Raw genomic sequence first — 14946 nt, 5'->3', positions numbered from 1 at the left:
TGCCGCAAAGGTTCACTGGCGCTTGCGGTTGCGCCAGCGGCTGCCCCTCGCTCACCACTCGATGCGCTGGCCATCCCAGCCCCAGAAACTGCCAGTCTCGGTCGGCCCAAGTTGCCCCACCAGCTCGATCACACACTGGGCGGCAAACGCCGGGGCAAACAGTTTGCCCTCCGGCACGTTGCCTTGAAACGGCCGTGACAGCCGGGTATCGGTGGTGCCCGGGTGCACGGCCAGTACGGTAGCGGTGGGGTTTAGCCGTTTCAGTTCGATGCTGGCCGTATGCAGCAGCTGGTTCAGTGCCGCCTTGCTGGCACGGTAGCTGTACCAGCCGCCCAGGCGGTTGTCGCTGATCGAGCCGACCCGGGCCGAAAGCGCCGCGAAGGTGGCCGGTTGCCGGCGCAGCAGCGGCAGCAGGTGCTTGAGCAACAGCACCGGCGCGAACGCATTGGTGGCGAAGCTGGCCTGCAGGCCGGCCAGGTCCAGTTGTGCCAGTGACTTTTCCGCCTTGCTGCCTTCCTGATGCAGAATGCCCAGCGTACTGACCACCAGGTGCAGGTGCTCGCAGCCGTGGCCCACCTGCTGTGCCAGGGCCGCAAGCGCCTGCTCGTCGCGGGCATCGCAATCCACCAGCGACACGCGCCCAGCGTGCTGCCTGGCCAGGGCCAGCAACGCAGCATTGCTGCTGGCCTGGCGCGACACGGCCCAGACCTGGCGCACATCGTCGCGCGCCAGCAAGGTCGTGCACAACGCCAGGCCAATGCCCTCGCTGGCACCGCAAACCAGTACATTGGCCTGGCCCGGCAGCCCGGGAATGAGGTTCATGCCACACCTTCCAGCGGTGAGAGCGGCGCCAGTACCTTGTTCGCCACACCGAACGGCACGTGCACCATCGGCAGGTTGCCTGCCGGCGACTGCAGATGGCTACGCTGGTCATCGAAGAACACATGCGGCTTGAGAATCGACAATACCCTGGGTTTTTCCATCCCGCCGAGGAAGAAGCATTCGTCCGGCGAGACGCCCCAGTTCTTCAGTGTGGTCACTACCCGCTCATGCGCAGGTGCGTTGCGTGCAGTGACGATGGCGATCCGCAGGATCCGTTTGTACGTCGGGTCTTCGACAAGCTTCTGGTCTTCCAGCATGCGGATCAGCGACAGCTTGCGGTACAGGTCTGCCAGTGGCCCCGGCGTGTGCGGGGTGGCCATGTGCATGCGCTCATGCTTCTGGAACTCGTCCAGGCTGTTGTCGCGCTTGTACACGCTCTCCGCTTCGTCGTCGGCGATCACTCCATCGAAGTCGAAAGCCACCCGTAACTCGGTGTCGATCTCGTCATCGTAGATGCGCGTCGGCAGCACCCGCCCGGCCGGGTAGTTGGCGTCGATGGCCTTCTGCACGTCTTCCTCGTTGGCGCTGAGAAACAGCGAGGCATTGAACGCCGGGATGTACTCGTAAGGCGAGCGACCGGACATGAACGCCGCGCGGGTGATGTCCAGCTGGTAATGGTCGATCGAGCGAAACACCCGCAGGCCGGTTTCCGGCGAGTTGCGCGACAGTAGCACCACTTCCACCGGCAATTGCTCGGGGAACGCCTGGTTGATGCTCAGGAAGCGACGAATGAACGGGAATGCCACGCCCTTGGGGAAGGGTTCGTCCAGGTTCTGCTGCTGGTGCTGGCGGTAGGCCTCGACGCCCTCGGCCTGGTAGATGGCGTCCGAGACGGTGAGGTCGAACAGCGCACTCGAAGCTACGCCGATGACCAGCTTCTGTTCGATGGGGTAGGGCATGTAGCAACTCCTGGGCCTGTGCTGAAGGCAAGTGTACCCTGTGGGCGCGGGTTCACCCGCCAAGGATCCTTTTGCAGGGTGCGTGCGGGGCCGTGCTAGCCAAGCCGGGCCAGGTCGGCAGGCCCAGCGTTGTGAAGCTGCTGGACCAGAAAGTCGACGAACACCCGCACCCGCGCCGGCATCGCCGGGCCACCGACGAACACGGCATGGATCGGCTCGCGATCACCCGGGTTGTAGGCTTCCAGCAACGGTACCAGGCGCCCGCTGGCGAGGTCATCGGCGACGGTGAAGGTACCGATGCGGGCAACCCCGGCGCCGAGCGTGGCCAGTTGCGCCAGGGCTTCGCCACTGCTGCATTCGATATTGCCGCTGACTTTCAGTGCAAAGACCTGCCCGTCGCGCTGGAACGGCCAGTCCGGCGCGGCGCGACGGAAGTTGAAGCGCAGGCAGTTGTGCCGGGCCAGGTCTTCCGGCACCCGGGGCGTGCCACAGCGCTGCAGGTAGTCGGGGGAGGCGACGATGACCTGGCCGGTCTCGCCAATGGCGCGGGCGCTCAACGAGCTGTCCGGCAGCGGGCCGAAGCGTAGCGCCACGTCGGCCTGACCGCCGGGGATGTCGGCTATCTCGTCGCTGAGGGTCAGGTCGACCAGCACCTGTGGGTAGCGTGCGCTGAACGCTGCCAACAGCGGGACCACGGTCAGCCGGCCATGCCCTAGCGCAGCGCTGACCCGCAAACGCCCGCGTGGCACGCCCTGGTCGGTAATGGCTTGTTCCACTTCGTCCAGGTCGGCCAGCACCCGCCGTGCGCCGCGCAGGTACGCCTCGCCTTCAGGGGTCAGGGTGAGCGCCCGGGTGGTGCGCAGCAGCAGGCGAGTGCCCAGGCGCTGTTCGGTACGGGCCAGGATGCGGCTGACCGCCGAAGGCGTCAGGCCCAGCGACCGTGCTGCGGCGGACAGGCTGCCCGCTTGCGCCACCTTGGCGAATATTTCCATCTCTCCGGATCGTCCGCTGAAATCCATTTGTGCCTCATCAGCAAAGGTGGTTCGCAAAAATGCAGTCTAGTGCAGCCTGACGGTGGATCGTAGCATTTGCAGCACAGATAAGGAGTTTGCCATGCGTATCAATCCACCACTTGTCGCACTCGCCATCGGTGCCTTCGGCATTGGCGTCACCGAGTTCGCCCCCATGGGCATGTTGCCCAGTATCGCCACCGACCTTGGCGTCTCGATCCCGGCCGCGGGGTTGCTGGTCAGTGCCTATGCCATCGGTGTGCTGATCGGCGCCCCGCTGATGACTCTGGCCACGGTGAAAGTCCCGCGGCGTTACCTGCTGATCGGGCTGATGGCCATCTTCACCCTCGGCAACCTGCTGTCAGCCCTGGCCGACGACTACGCCAGCCTGCTGGTTGCGCGCGTGGTTACCTCGCTCAACCACGGTGCCTTCTTTGGCATCGGTTCGATCGTCGCAGCCAGCGTGGTGCCGCCCGACAAGCGCGCTGGGGCGGTGGCAGCGATGTTCATGGGCCTGACCCTGGCCACCATCGGCGGCGTGCCGCTGGCGACCTGGTTCGGTGAACTGCTCGGTTGGCGTACAGCATTCTGGGGCATGGCCGGGCTCGGCCTGGTTGCCATGGCCTGCCTCTGGTACGCGCTGCCCAATGTGCAGTCGCCCAAGGGTGACGGGGCCATGGCCGAGCTTCGTGTGCTCGGTCGCGGGCCGGTGCTGGCGGCATTGCTGCTGACCGTGGTGGGTTCCAGTGCGATGTTCACGGTGTTCACCTACATCGCGCCGATCCTGCAGCGCGAGGCGGCCGCGTCCACCACGTTCGTGACAGCCATGCTGGTGCTGTTCGGCGTCGGCCTGACCTTGGGCAACGTGTGGGGCGGCAAGGCGGCGGACCGTTCGGTCGATCGCACCTTGATCGTGTCACTGGCCACCCTGATCGCCGTACTGCTGGTGTTTCCGCTGGTGCTGGGCTGGTCGCTGCCGACGGCATTGGCGATCCTGGTGTGGGGGGCTGCCAGCTTCGCCCTGGTGCCACCGCTGCAGATGCGCGTGATGGAAGCGGCCAAGGATGCGCCCAACCTGGCCTCGGCGGTGAACATTGGGGCATTCAACCTGGGCAATGCGATTGGCGCAGCGCTGGGCGGGGCGGTCATCAATGCCGGGCTGGGCTATCCGGCGATTGCCCTGGCGGGGGCGGCGACGGCAGCGCTTGGGTTGTTGATGGTGCTGATGTTTGCCTGGCGTGGACGGGGGCAGGCGCTGGCGGGGCGGGCAGCCGCGTAGGACGTGGGGCTGCTTTGCGGCCCTGCGTGGGCGCGCCCGCTCCCACAGGTATGGCGCGGGGGTGAGCAGGTGCGCAGGGCTGCCGGGAGGGGCGTCAACGGCTGGCTGTCACGGCGTACCGTTGCGGCCATGCAGGTGATAGGCCGGGCGCTCGCTCAGCCGTTCGTAGTAATCGCGCACGGCCGGCAAGTGCGGGTGCTCCAATGGCGTTTCGAACCAGCGGTTCACCGACAGGCCGATGGGGATGTCGGCCAGGGTGAACTGACTGCCGGCCACATAGGCGCCGGTAGTGGCCAGTTGGCCGTCGAGGATGCGCATGTAGCGCGCCCAGTCCGCGCAACCGGCGGCGAGGGCCTGCGGGTCCTGGTGGGCCGGCGAGTGCCTGACCAGCGACATGAACGCGTAGCTCCAGGCGCGGTTGAGGTCCGAAGCCTGCCAGTCGATCCACTGGTCGATCCTGGCGCGGGCCTGCGCCTCGCTGGGGTAGAACGCAGTCGCACCGTAGCGTGCGGCCAGGTAGCGGATGATGCTGTTGGATTCCCATAGGGTGAAGTCGCCATCCTGGATCACCGGGACCATGGCGTTGGGATTCAGCGCGAGGAACTCGGCGCTGTCCGTGGGCTGGAAGCCGGCGCCCCAGTCTTCGCGCTCGTAGGCGACCTCGAACTCGGCGCACGCCCACAGCACTTTTCGTACATTGATCGAAGAGGCTCTGCCCAGTATCCGCAACATGCTATTCGTCCTTGTGTCGGGGGAGGTTGATCGTCCGTCACTGCCGTGGCCTGGTCAAGCGGCAGGCGCAAGCGACCGGATCAGGCTTGCCTGGGGCGCGCGAACTTGGCACCCTTGGCCGGTTTGCAGCGTCGCTATCACACAGAAGGAAGTACGCATTGAGCTGGGACAAGGTGGGGAAACTCCTCGTAGCCGTACTGGTCGGCCTGGTGGTCCTGTTGGCCGCTTACGGGCTGCTCAGAGGCAGCCCGCGCCTGGAGGCAGCGCTGACCTACGCCTACCTCACCTATCCCAGCCAGTTCAGCGAACGTATCAGCAAGGCCAGCGAGCAGCTCAAGTACGAGCAGTTGCAGGCGCGTATCAACGCCATCAGCCAAGGCGGGCTGAGCCCCGACCAGGTGGAGCGGTTGGTCGAGATGGCCCAGGCACCCTATACCCAGTTGTTCGCCAAACCGTTCGAGGCCGGGTTGGTCGACCACCGTACCGGCTTGCTCGTCGAACTGCGCAATCGCGGGGACGCGCCGGTGCGCCAGGTGAAAATCCGCCTGCCAGCCAAGGGCCTGGTGCAGGTGCGCGACGCGGCTGGCAACGACACCATCGTCGAGGCCGCGACTGCCCAGGTGGATATCCCGGCCATAGAGCCTGGTGGCGCGTGCAAGGTATGGGTGTATTTCGATGCGGACTACACCCAGATCCGCCAGGGCGGGATCAGCATCAGCCACGCCGACGGCGAGGCTGACGTGCAGGTCTACCGCGAAGTCATCGGTTTCCCGGCCTGGGTAGCGCGCTACAGCCGCGAGTTGATGGTGCTGCTGGGGGTAATGGCTTTCACTGTGCTGGGCCTGGGGTATGCCTGCCTGGCGCGCCGGAGCCCGCGCCAGGTGCGGCCTCTGTAGACGGCGGCGGTGCTGACGAGGTGTGCCCGGCGCTCAATAGTCGCCAGCGTGCAGCGCCAGGCTTTGCCGCAACTGCTCGATCACGGCCAGGCGCAGGCCTTGCGGTGCCCGCACGCGGATCGAGCCAGCTTGAGACAACAGCCAGCCCATCAGCGCCCGGTTGTCGTCGACCGTGGCCACCAGCGTGGCACCGCCGTCCGCGTGCGCTGTCAGTTGCATGTCCACGGCCAGTGGCTGCGCTTGCAGGCGTCGGGCCAGCCCGTCGTCGACCCAGGCATGCAGTTCGACCCGCTGCGGGGGTGTCAGCACGTCAGGTTGCAGTTGCTGTGCTTCCGCCAGGCTCAGGCCGGGCTGCCAGTACCAGCCGTAAGGCATGCCTTTGCTGTTGCACTGCAGCGGGAACAGCGCCGCGAGTTCGACCAGGTCGCGTTCAACGGTACGTTTGCTGGTGGTGTAGCCCACGGTTTTCAAGGCAGATTGCAACTGGGTAGAACTCATCCCGGGGTGACGGCCGGGTAGCAGCTTGAGCAGTTGCCATTGGCGGGCAATGGTGTGGCGGGTAGGGTGGCTGGGCAAAAGGTTCGTCCTTGAAAGCAGGCTGGCAACTTGGCCTGAGTGGTAGCGTTTAGCTATCGCAGCATACCTTTTCACAGGATGGGATCCAAGTTTTCGCGCGCCTCAGTGCCGGCCAGCCCTGTTGCAAACAGTGAAATCGAGCGCTGAACATGCGCCGCCAATAGCCTGCCAGAAAAACGCGCCCTACATCCCACCCCGCCGCACATGCTTCACCAACACCTTCTCCAGCAACTCCCACATCGCCGGCTCGGTACTGAACGCCACGTTGAAGCGCATCCATCCGGTCGCCTTGGCGTCGACCATGAACAGCTGCCCGGGCCCGAGCATGATGCCTTTCTCCAACGCGTCATCCAGCAACGCCGCACTGTCCGGAATCGCCGGGTGGCGGGTCCAGATGTACATGCCCTCGTCCGACTCGGTGAACAACTCGAAGCCCAGCCGGTGCAGGTGCCGGCCTACTTCCTGGTGCGCCTCGGCCAGGCGCTGGCGCAGGCGTTTGAGGTGCTTGCGCCAGCGCCCGTCGATGATCGCGGCATACACCACGCGCTCCATCACCTGCGAGGTGGTCAGGCCCGAGCGCATCTTCAGGTGCAGCAGTTTCTGCATCAGCTCGGGGTTGGCCAGCAGGTAGCCGACCCGCACATTCGGCGAAATGCTCTTCGAGTAGCTGCCCACGTACACCACCTGCTGCAGGTGATCGAGGCTGGCCAGGCAAGGCTGCGGTTCGGCGACCATGTCGGCGTACAGGTTGTTTTCCACCAGGCGGAAGCCATGCTGGCTGGCCAGTTGCAGCAGGCGGTGCAGTTGCGGCAGCGGGGTGCGTGAGCAGGTCGGGCTGTGCAGGTGCGGCTGGGTGAAGAACGCCGTCGGGCGGTGGTGGGTGAGCAGCAGCTCCAGCTGGTTCAGGTCATAGCCTGCCGGCGTGCGCGGCACGCCGACCAGGGTCGCGCCCTGGGTGCGCAGGATGCTCATCAGGTTGGGGTAGCCTGGGTCGTCCACCAGCACCACATCGCCCGGGCGCACCAGCGTGCGCGCTGCCAGGTCCAGGGCCTGGCTGGCGCCGTGGGTGAGCATCAGTTGCGCCGGGTTGGCGACGATCGACAGTTCCTGCTGCAGGTTCTGCGCCGTCAGCGCACGCAATTCCGGCAGGCCCATGGGGTCGCCATAGCCCGACAGCTCCAGCGGGCTCCCGGCCACCTGGCGCAGGCCGCGGCGCAGGCCGTCTTCGTACATCCAGTCGTTGGGCAGCCAGCCGCACCCCGGCTTGAACGGCAACTGGCGGATTTCGAAGATCTGCTGCAGGTACCACTCGGAGTTGAACGTTGGTCGACTTGTGTCGACCTCGGCATTGTGCGCGTCCAGCAGCTCGCCTGCTGCGCGGTTGACGAAAAACCCGGCATTGCCACGGCTCACCAGCAGGCCTTGGGCGACCAGGCGGTCGTAGGCCTCGACCACGGTGAAGGTGCTGACCGAATAGGTCGCGGCAAAGGCGCGAATGGACGGGACCTTGGCGCCTGGCTTGAGGGTCTGGTTATCGATCAACTCGCGCAGGCCATCGATGATCTGGTTGACCAGCGGCGTGGAGGAGTCTGGATGTAATTGCAGCATTCGGGGCCTTCAGGGTGTGTAACGCCAGGCGCTGAGGCGGTGTATTGCATCGGCGACCTATACAGTGCAGTGCGAGTTTCATGCCACTGTGCATGGTTCTCTGCGCCGGACATTTTTACATTAGGTGTCAGATATCGCCACCTAAAGCATGTTCAGTTCGCCCCAGGCGTCAGTCCTGGGGCGCGTCAGCAGGCCGCCATGGAAGGCCTGCGTGTGTTCGTCACACACCATCCTGCCCGCATTAGCACTGATGTACAGGTGAAACCGCCAGCCATCGGGGTTTCACAGTTTTCCTTGGATAAAAAGAAGCACGGGGTACACAACTGATGGACGCAACATCTACAACCACCACCGCGAAAAGCGGGCACGAGAGCAAACTCAGTGCCTCGCTCAAGTCGCGCCACCTGACGATGATGTCGATCGCCGGGGTTATCGGCGGCGCCTTGTTCGTCGGTTCCGGCAGCGTGATCCATAGCGCCGGCCCAGCCGCTGTCCTGGCCTACCTGGCAGGTGGCATCCTGGTGGTACTGATCATGCGCATGCTGGGTGAAATGGCGACGTCCTCGCCGGACACCGGTTCGTTCTCCACCTACGCCGACCGCGCCATCGGCCGTTGGGCCGGTTTCACCATCGGCTGGCTGTACTGGTGGTACTGGGTCATCCTCATGGCCTGGGAAGCCTATGTGGCAGGCAAGATCCTGCATGGGTTCTTCCCCGATGTCAGCGTCAACGTGTTCGTGCTGGCCACGACCCTGTTGCTGATCACCGTCAACTTCTTCAACGTCAAGCACTACGGTGAGTTCGAGTTCTGGTTCGCCCTGATCAAGGTGATCGCGATCGTCTGCTTCCTGATCGTGTGTACCGCGGCAGTGCTGAATATCTGGCAGTTCGGTGAAGTGCGGGGCATCAGCCACCTCACGGCCGAAGGCTTCATGCCCAATGGCATCACCACCGTGATTGGTGCCTTGCTCGGGGTGATGTTCGCCTTCCTCGGCGCGGAAATCGTTACCATCGCCGCTGCCGAAGCCAAGGACCCGGCCACGCAGATCGTCAAGGCGACCAACTCGGTGGTCTGGCGGGTGTGCCTGTTCTATGTCGGCTCGATCTTCCTGATCGTCTGCCTGGTACCGTGGAACGACCCGCAGCTGGGCGTTTCCGGTTATGGCGCCTATCGCCGTACCCTGGAACTGCTGGGCGTGCCGTACGCCGAGCTGCTGATGAACTTCGTCGTGCTGACCTCGGTAAGCAGCTGCCTGATCTCCGGCCACTATACCGCTTCGCGCATGCTGTTCTCCCTGGCCCAGCGTGGCGACGCGCCATCGTTCTTCAAGATCACCCGCGCGGGTACCGGTGTACCCGTGTACGCGATCATGGGGTCGTGCGCGGTGGCCATCGTCTGCGCCCTGATCAACTTCAGCGAGACCCTGCGCCCGAAGGACGTGCTCGAAACCCTGATGAACACCACCGGCATGATCGCCCTGCTGGTGTACCTGGTGATCGCCTTCTCGCAGCTGCGCATGCGCCGCAAGCTGATCGCCGAAGGCAAGGAAGTACGCCTGAAGATGTGGCTGTTCCCATGGCTGACCTACCTGGTGATCGCTTTCATCGTCGCCGCCCTGGTGACCATGGCCTTCATGCCTGACTACCAGATCCTGGTCGTCTCCACCGGTATCGCTGCGGCGATCGTGGTGGCGATGGGTGTGGTGCACCAGATTCGTTCTGGCAAGCAGCACTAAGCGTCATTCGCTTCGCGAAACGGCCGGCTCCCGCGGGGACCCGGCCGTTTCGCGTTGTTGGGCATGGTTTTTTTCCGCTGGCAGGTGAAAGCGCTGGTTCATCCACGGCGAGCCAAGCAGGGCGGCGGTGGCGATCAGGGCGAGGATGGCAAGGGCCAGATAAGTCTTCATGCGCATGCAAGGAATGACCTGCAAGCGCGTCAGCCAGTTCCGCTCGCCCGCAGATCGCAATATGCTGCCCCCATTACCCGCCTGAAGGAGTTGCCCATGGCCTGGTCTGCCAACCAGTATTCCCTGTTCGAAGACGAGCGCACCCGCGCCGTGCGCGACCTGCTCGGCGCCGTGCCGCCACGCCCGGTACGCCACGCCACCGACCTGGGGTGCGGCCCCGGCAACTCCACCGAGGTGCTGTTGCAACGTTACCCGGACGCCCAGGTCAGCGCACTGGACAGCGACCCGGACATGATCGACAAGGCCCGCGAACGCAAGCGGCTGTGCATCCCCCGGGTGCGCACGCTGGTTGCCGACATCGCCGACTGGTCCGCCGCCGAGCCCCAGGACCTGATCCTGGCCAATGCCTCGCTGCAATGGCTCCCGGACCATGCATCACTGTACCCGCACCTGGTGCGCCAATTGAGCGAAGGCGCCAGCCTGGCGGTACAGACCCCGGACAACCTTGACGAGCCGGCCCACCGGCAATTGCGCGAGATTGCCAGCCAAGGCCCCTGGGCAGCCAAGTTCGCCGATTTCCAGCTGCCGCCGCGGCACAACGCGGCGTTCTACTACGACCTGCTCAGCCCTTTGTGCGCGCGGGTGGATGTGTGGCGCACCACCTATCACCACCCGTTGCTGGGTGGCGCCGAAGCGGTGGTGGAATGGTTCAAGGGTTCGGCACTGCGGCCTTATCTGGCCAGGCTCGACGCGCAGGAGCAGGCTGACTTCCTGCAGATGTACCTGCAGGCCATGCAGCGCGACTACCCGCCAGCCACCGATGGCAAGGTGCTGTTGCCGTTCCCGCGCTTGTTCGTGGTTGCTACCCGCTAGGGCGGCGCCAGCGCCAGGCCACGTAGCTGTAGATGCCGAGGTTGAGCAGCAGCACGACACTGCCCAGCACCAGCTGGACAGAGGGTGTCAGCCCGGCGGGGTAGATCAGCGGCCAGATGTAATGGTCGATGAAGCCGCCCTGGTAGCCCGCGTCACCGGCCGCGTTGCGCATGTGGTTTTCCCAGGCAGTCAGCGGGCAACCCAGGTGCAGGTATTCCACCGCCAGGCCCCAGGCCAGGGCTGGCAGATGCAGCAGCAGGGCGGCGCGCCAGCGCAGCACCAGCAGGCCGCCGAACAGCACCAGCAGGATGAACGCCAGGTGCAGCAGCAGCAAGGTGTCGGCGGCGAGGCGCAAGTGCATGGTGTGAGTGCCGGAGGCGGTGGTTATCCCAGCATAGCCGGGTTGCCTGTACTGGCCTCACAGCGCTTCCTCAACCGTCTGCAGGAAGGTCGCCACCACCCGCCGCGTGCGCTGTTCGCTCAGGCACACCAAGGTCTCGGTCAGGTACCGCTGGCAATCGACGATGGGCAACGCACACACGCGCGCATCGGCACCAAACTCCGCCGCCGACACCACCCCCACGCCAATCCCCACCACCACGGCTTCGCGTGCTGCTTCCCGGCCTTCAACCTGGATCGCCGGGCGAATCCGCAACCCGGCCCGTTGCATTTCCTGCTCCAGCGTCTGCCGCGTCACCGAGCCGGGTTCGCGCAGCACCAGCGGCATATCGTCCAGGTCCGCCAGGCTGATCGAGCCACGGCTGGCCCACGGGTGCTGGTGCGAGACGAACGCCACCATCGGGTCGCGGCGCAGCGGCAGGCAATGCAGGCGTTCGTCGTCGACATCCCGCCCCAGCAGGGCCAGGTCGGCCTGGTAACTGAACAGCCGGGCCAGCGATTCATCGGTGTTGCCGGTTTCGACCTTCACCTGAATGCCGGGGTAGCGTTGGCAGAAGCGGGCGATCTGCGGCAGCACGTGCACCGGCGCATCCACTGCCAGCACCAGGCTGCCGGTGTGCAGGGCGCGCGAGTCCTGCAACAGTTCATGCGCCTCGGCCTCGCAGGCGAACAGGCGCTGGCTGATGCCCAGCAGGCGCTCACCCAGGTCGGTGAGCTGTACCGAACGTTTGTTGCGGTGAAACAGCAATACGCCAAAACGCTCCTCCAGCTTGCGCACCTGGTCGGATACTGCCGGCTGGGTAAGAAACAGCTTTTCGGCCGCGCGGGTAAAGCTGCCGTGCACGGCTACGGCGTGAAAGGCCTTGAGTTGTGCGTGGGAAACCGACATGACCACCTCAGTAACAAGCCAGGCTTATGTGTGTAATACGATAAATCGATTTTATTTATCAGTCAGCAGCTGTTTCCATACCTTTCAGCCCGACGCAGGTACCACAAGTGCCGCCAGGGCCATGACGCCCACACGGCGCCATCTGACCCGATGACAGCCTCGTCATCGCTGTGCGTAACACAAGAACAAGACAGGCGTTTCTTCACATTCTGCCGGCACACTTGAGCAAGAGGTCAGACTTAAATGAACCAATCACTAGCCACGTTGAAACGCTGGCGCATTCAGATCTTCGCCATCACCTGGCTGGCCTACGCCGCCTTCTACTTCACCCGCAAGGCCTTCTCGGTGGCCAAGCTGGGCATCGCCGAAGACCCGGATTTCATGCTCGACAAGGCCGCCATGGCCAACCTCGACGCGATTTACCTGGCCGCCTATGCCGTGGGCCAGTTCACCTGGGGCATGCTCGCCGACCGCTTCGGCCCGCGCGTGGTGGTGCTCGGTGGCCTGCTGATTTCCGCCGGCGCCGCCGTGGTGATGGGCAGCTACGCTACCTTCCCGATCTTCGCCACCTGCATGCTGGTGCAGGGCCTGGCGCAATCCACCGGGTGGGCGGGGTTGTGCAAGAACATCGGCAGTTTCTTCCCCGCCGTGCAGCGCGGCCGGGTGCTCGGGTTGTGGAGTTCCTGCTATGCCTTCGGCGGCCTGGTGGCCTCGCCATTCGCCGGTTGGTGGGCCTACACCCTGGTCGGCACCTGGCACGCGGCGTTTTTCTCCAGCGCTGCCGTGGTGGCGCTGGTGGCTGTGCTGTTCTTCTTCCTGCAGCGCAACAAGCCTGAGGACGTCGGCCTGCCGGCGGTCGAGCCCGAACCACAGAGCATGGCCCCGGGCGGCAACCTGTGCAGCCTGTGGGCGCCATTGAAGGAAATCTTGCGCAACCGCACGGTGCTGACCCTGGGGCTCGCCTACTTCCTGTTGAAACCGGCGCGCTACGCCATCCTGCTGTGGGGGCCGGTGATCGTCTTCGAGCAGATGCCGTCGGTCGGCAAGGTAGGCGCAGCGATCATCCCAACGGCGTTCGAACTGGCCGGGCTGCTTGGGCCGATCCTGATCGGCCTGGCATCGGACAAACTGTTCAGTGCCCGGCGCATGCCGGCCTGCGTGATCAGCCTGGTCCTGCTGACCGTGACCCTGGCGGCGTTCATGGCGGCCATGGACACCGGCAGCGTGGTGCTGGTGGTGGCCCTGCTGTTCGTCATGGGCCTGACCCTGTACGGGCCGGACTCGATGATCAGCGGCGCGGCAGCCATCGACTTCGGCACCGCCAAGGCCGGCGCCACCGCGGCGGGCTTCGTCAACGGCTGCGGTTCGGTGGGGGCCGTGCTGGGCGGGCTGCTACCGGGCTACTTCGACGGTGTCACGGTGTTCATCGTGTTCGCCGGCTGTGCGCTGTTCTCGGCCCTGGTGCTGCTGCCGCACTGGAACAGCCGGCCGGCCAGCGCCGCGCAGAGCGCCGAGCTGGCACCGAACACCAGCCTGGCAATCAAGCCAATGCGTACCTGAAAGGAAAGCGAGCGAATGAGACCCTTCTGGCTGCAACAGGCCCTGGATTCGGCACAGGAAGCGGTGTGCCCGCCATTGTCGGGCGATGCCCGTTGCGATGTGTGCATCGTCGGTGGCGGCTACACCGGCCTTTGGACGGCGCTGATGCTCAAGGAGGCGCAGCCGGCCCTGGACATCGTGCTGATCGAGGCCGATATCTGCGGTGCCGGTGCCAGTGGGCGCAACGGTGGTTGCGCGTTGTCCTGGTCGGCCAAGTACTTCACCCTCGAGCGTCTGTTCGGCGTGGCCGAGGCGGTGCGCCTGGTGCGCGAGTCGGAGCGCAGCATTGGCGAGATTGGTGCATTCTGCGCAGCCAATGGCATCGACTGCGACTACCGCCTGGATGGCACGCTGTACACTGCCACCAATTCGGCCCAGGTCGGTGCCACCGATGCGGTGATCGCTGCGCTGCAGCGCCAGGGTATCAATTCGTTCCGCCGCCTGCCGCTCGACCAGGTGCAGCGCCTGGCGGGCTCGGCACGGCACCTGGAGGGCTGGTTCTCGCCGGCCGCCGCCACGGTGCAGCCGGGCAAGCTGGTGCGCGGCCTGCGCCGGGTGGCCTTGCAGCGGGGTGTGCGCATTCATGAAGGCACGGCCATGACCGGCCTGGAGCATGGTGCCCCGGTGCAGGTGCGCACCACCCATGGCACGCTGCGCGCCGAGCGCGTGGTGCTCGGCCTGAATGCCTGGATGGCGCGGGCCTTCCCGCAGTTCGAACGCAGCGTGGCGATCGTTTCCAGCGACATGGTCATCACCGAACCGTGCCCCGACCTGCTGCGCCAGATCGGCCTGGACAGCGGTATCAGCGTGCTCGACTCGCGCATCTTCGTGCATTACTACCACAACACCTGTGATGGGCGGCTGATGCTCGGCAAGGGCGGCAATACCTTTGCCTATGGCGGGCGCATGTTGCCGGTATTCGACCAGCCCTCGCCGTACCAGCCCCTGTTGCGCGAAAGCCTGGGCGGGTTTTTCCCGGCGTTGGCCGAAGTGCCGCTGGCGGCCAGCTGGAACGGGCCATCGGACCGTTCGGTAACCGGTTTGCCATTCTTTGGCCGGCTGGACGGGCAGGGCAACGTGTTCTACGGCTTTGGTTACTCCGGCAGCGGTGTCGGCCCGTGCCACATGGGCGGTCAGATCCTGTCCTCGCTGGCACTGGGGCTGGACAACCCATGGACCCGCTCGCCGCTGGTCAACGGGCCGCTGGGCTGGTTCCCGCCCGAGCCGATCCGCTACCTCGGCTCGCTGCTGGTGCGCAATGCCATCCGCCGCAAGGAACGCGCCGAGGACCGTGGGCTGCGGCCGCGGAGGCTGGATGTGCGGCTGGCGCGGTTTGCGGCAGCGGCGGGTAAAGCCGATAAAGGCTGATGAGATTTCTTGTCGAACACAGGCCGGAG

General features: G+C 65.2%; 15 protein-coding genes. 6 read left to right on the top strand and 9 right to left on the bottom strand.

The window, feature by feature from the left end; all coding sequences use genetic code 11:
• Window positions 1-51: 51 nt before the first annotated feature.
• The 3 genes from B4L76_RS13570 to B4L76_RS13560 all read right to left on the bottom strand — a co-directional run bounded on the left by B4L76_RS13570 (window position 52) and on the right by B4L76_RS13560 (window position 2800).
• Window positions 52-822 carry an SDR family NAD(P)-dependent oxidoreductase gene (locus B4L76_RS13570; protein ID WP_296233154.1) on the bottom strand — a complete coding sequence of 257 codons (771 nt, stop codon included), beginning with the start codon at window positions 820-822 and terminating at the stop codon, window positions 52-54.
• Window positions 819-1781: a 5'-nucleotidase gene (locus B4L76_RS13565; protein WP_296233153.1), complete on the bottom strand. Its 963-nt coding sequence runs from the start codon at window positions 1779-1781 to the stop codon at window positions 819-821. The genes B4L76_RS13570 and B4L76_RS13565 overlap by 4 nt, the downstream gene beginning before the upstream one ends.
• A gap of 95 nt (window positions 1782-1876) precedes the next feature.
• Complete coding sequence (locus B4L76_RS13560; RefSeq protein ID WP_296233152.1) at window positions 1877-2800, bottom strand: LysR family transcriptional regulator; 924 nt, start codon at window positions 2798-2800, stop codon at window positions 1877-1879.
• Window positions 2801-2894: 94 nt separating this feature from the next.
• Here B4L76_RS13560 and B4L76_RS13555 point away from each other — a divergent pair, with 94 nt between their 5' ends.
• The gene (locus B4L76_RS13555; RefSeq protein WP_296233151.1) at window positions 2895-4070 is read left to right on the top strand and encodes an MFS transporter; all 1176 of its coding nucleotides are present in this window, start codon (window positions 2895-2897) and stop codon (window positions 4068-4070) included.
• 108 nt (window positions 4071-4178) lie between these two features.
• Here B4L76_RS13555 and B4L76_RS13550 read toward each other — a convergent pair whose 3' ends face one another.
• Window positions 4179-4802 carry a glutathione S-transferase family protein gene (locus B4L76_RS13550; protein ID WP_296233150.1) on the bottom strand — a complete coding sequence of 208 codons (624 nt, stop codon included), beginning with the start codon at window positions 4800-4802 and terminating at the stop codon, window positions 4179-4181.
• A gap of 158 nt (window positions 4803-4960) precedes the next feature.
• Between B4L76_RS13550 and B4L76_RS13545 the strand changes: the two genes are divergently transcribed.
• Window positions 4961-5698, top strand: coding sequence for a hypothetical protein (locus tag B4L76_RS13545; protein ID WP_296233147.1), 738 nt, complete (start codon window positions 4961-4963; stop codon window positions 5696-5698).
• A gap of 33 nt (window positions 5699-5731) precedes the next feature.
• Here the strand turns inward: B4L76_RS13545 and B4L76_RS13540 are convergent, their stop codons facing one another.
• Complete coding sequence (locus B4L76_RS13540) at window positions 5732-6274, bottom strand: WYL domain-containing protein (protein WP_296233145.1); 543 nt, start codon at window positions 6272-6274, stop codon at window positions 5732-5734.
• 183 nt (window positions 6275-6457) lie between these two features.
• Entirely contained in the window at window positions 6458-7882 is a 1425-nt protein-coding gene (locus B4L76_RS13535; protein ID WP_296233143.1) for a PLP-dependent aminotransferase family protein, read from the bottom strand.
• A 326-nt stretch (window positions 7883-8208) separates the two neighbouring features.
• Here B4L76_RS13535 and B4L76_RS13530 point away from each other — a divergent pair, with 326 nt between their 5' ends.
• Window positions 8209-9618, top strand: a complete 1410-nt coding sequence (locus B4L76_RS13530) for an amino acid permease (protein WP_296233142.1) — start codon at window positions 8209-8211, stop codon at window positions 9616-9618.
• A 3-nt stretch (window positions 9619-9621) separates the two neighbouring features.
• Here B4L76_RS13530 and B4L76_RS13525 read toward each other — a convergent pair whose 3' ends face one another.
• Window positions 9622-9795, bottom strand: coding sequence for a hypothetical protein (locus B4L76_RS13525; protein ID WP_296233140.1), 174 nt, complete (start codon window positions 9793-9795; stop codon window positions 9622-9624).
• A gap of 90 nt (window positions 9796-9885) precedes the next feature.
• Between B4L76_RS13525 and tam the strand changes: the two genes are divergently transcribed.
• The gene (gene tam, locus B4L76_RS13520) at window positions 9886-10662 is read left to right on the top strand and encodes a trans-aconitate 2-methyltransferase (RefSeq protein ID WP_296233138.1); all 777 of its coding nucleotides are present in this window, start codon (window positions 9886-9888) and stop codon (window positions 10660-10662) included.
• Here the strand turns inward: tam and B4L76_RS13515 are convergent.
• Both B4L76_RS13515 and B4L76_RS13510 read right to left on the bottom strand, forming a co-directional pair.
• Window positions 10652-11023 carry a DUF2784 domain-containing protein gene (locus B4L76_RS13515; RefSeq protein WP_296233137.1) on the bottom strand — a complete coding sequence of 124 codons (372 nt, stop codon included), beginning with the start codon at window positions 11021-11023 and terminating at the stop codon, window positions 10652-10654. The two genes, tam and B4L76_RS13515, sit on opposite strands and share 11 nt — an antisense overlap.
• Before the next feature lie 57 nt (window positions 11024-11080).
• On the bottom strand, window positions 11081-11950 hold the full coding sequence (locus tag B4L76_RS13510) for a LysR substrate-binding domain-containing protein (protein ID WP_296233135.1): 870 nt from the start codon (window positions 11948-11950) through the stop codon (window positions 11081-11083).
• 243 nt (window positions 11951-12193) lie between these two features.
• Between B4L76_RS13510 and B4L76_RS13505 the strand changes: the two genes are divergently transcribed.
• On the top strand, window positions 12194-13510 hold the full coding sequence (locus tag B4L76_RS13505; protein ID WP_296233133.1) for an MFS transporter: 1317 nt from the start codon (window positions 12194-12196) through the stop codon (window positions 13508-13510).
• 15 nt (window positions 13511-13525) lie between these two features.
• A complete protein-coding gene (locus tag B4L76_RS13500) occupies window positions 13526-14917 on the top strand; it encodes an FAD-dependent oxidoreductase (protein WP_296233131.1) in 1392 nt (463 codons plus the stop codon).
• Window positions 14918-14946: the final 29 nt, after the last annotated feature.

Origin of the sequence: Pseudomonas sp. UBA4617 (assembly GCF_002386445.1) — a bacterium.
GTDB lineage: Bacteria > Pseudomonadota > Gammaproteobacteria > Pseudomonadales > Pseudomonadaceae > Aquipseudomonas.
This window is presented reverse-complemented; position numbering and strand designations above follow the sequence as displayed.

Excerpts from the sequence above, each read along its gene's own strand:
- B4L76_RS13570 (WP_296233154.1), bottom strand. The coding sequence starts at position 822 with ATGAACCTCATTCCCGGGCTGCCGGGCCAGGCCAATGTACTGGTTTGC.
- B4L76_RS13565 (WP_296233153.1), bottom strand. The coding sequence starts at position 1,781 with ATGCCCTACCCCATCGAACAGAAGCTGGTCATCGGCGTAGCTTCGAGT.
- B4L76_RS13560 (WP_296233152.1), bottom strand. The coding sequence starts at position 2,800 with ATGGATTTCAGCGGACGATCCGGAGAGATGGAAATATTCGCCAAGGTG.
- B4L76_RS13555 (WP_296233151.1), top strand. The coding sequence starts at position 2,895 with ATGCGTATCAATCCACCACTTGTCGCACTCGCCATCGGTGCCTTCGGC.
- B4L76_RS13550 (WP_296233150.1), bottom strand. The coding sequence starts at position 4,802 with ATGTTGCGGATACTGGGCAGAGCCTCTTCGATCAATGTACGAAAAGTG.
- B4L76_RS13535 (WP_296233143.1), bottom strand. The coding sequence starts at position 7,882 with ATGCTGCAATTACATCCAGACTCCTCCACGCCGCTGGTCAACCAGATC.
- B4L76_RS13530 (WP_296233142.1), top strand. The coding sequence starts at position 8,209 with ATGGACGCAACATCTACAACCACCACCGCGAAAAGCGGGCACGAGAGC.
- B4L76_RS13525 (WP_296233140.1), bottom strand. The coding sequence starts at position 9,795 with ATGCGCATGAAGACTTATCTGGCCCTTGCCATCCTCGCCCTGATCGCC.
- tam (WP_296233138.1), top strand. The coding sequence starts at position 9,886 with ATGGCCTGGTCTGCCAACCAGTATTCCCTGTTCGAAGACGAGCGCACC.
- B4L76_RS13515 (WP_296233137.1), bottom strand. The coding sequence starts at position 11,023 with ATGCACTTGCGCCTCGCCGCCGACACCTTGCTGCTGCTGCACCTGGCG.
- B4L76_RS13510 (WP_296233135.1), bottom strand. The coding sequence starts at position 11,950 with ATGTCGGTTTCCCACGCACAACTCAAGGCCTTTCACGCCGTAGCCGTG.
- B4L76_RS13505 (WP_296233133.1), top strand. The coding sequence starts at position 12,194 with ATGAACCAATCACTAGCCACGTTGAAACGCTGGCGCATTCAGATCTTC.
- B4L76_RS13500 (WP_296233131.1), top strand. The coding sequence starts at position 13,526 with ATGAGACCCTTCTGGCTGCAACAGGCCCTGGATTCGGCACAGGAAGCG.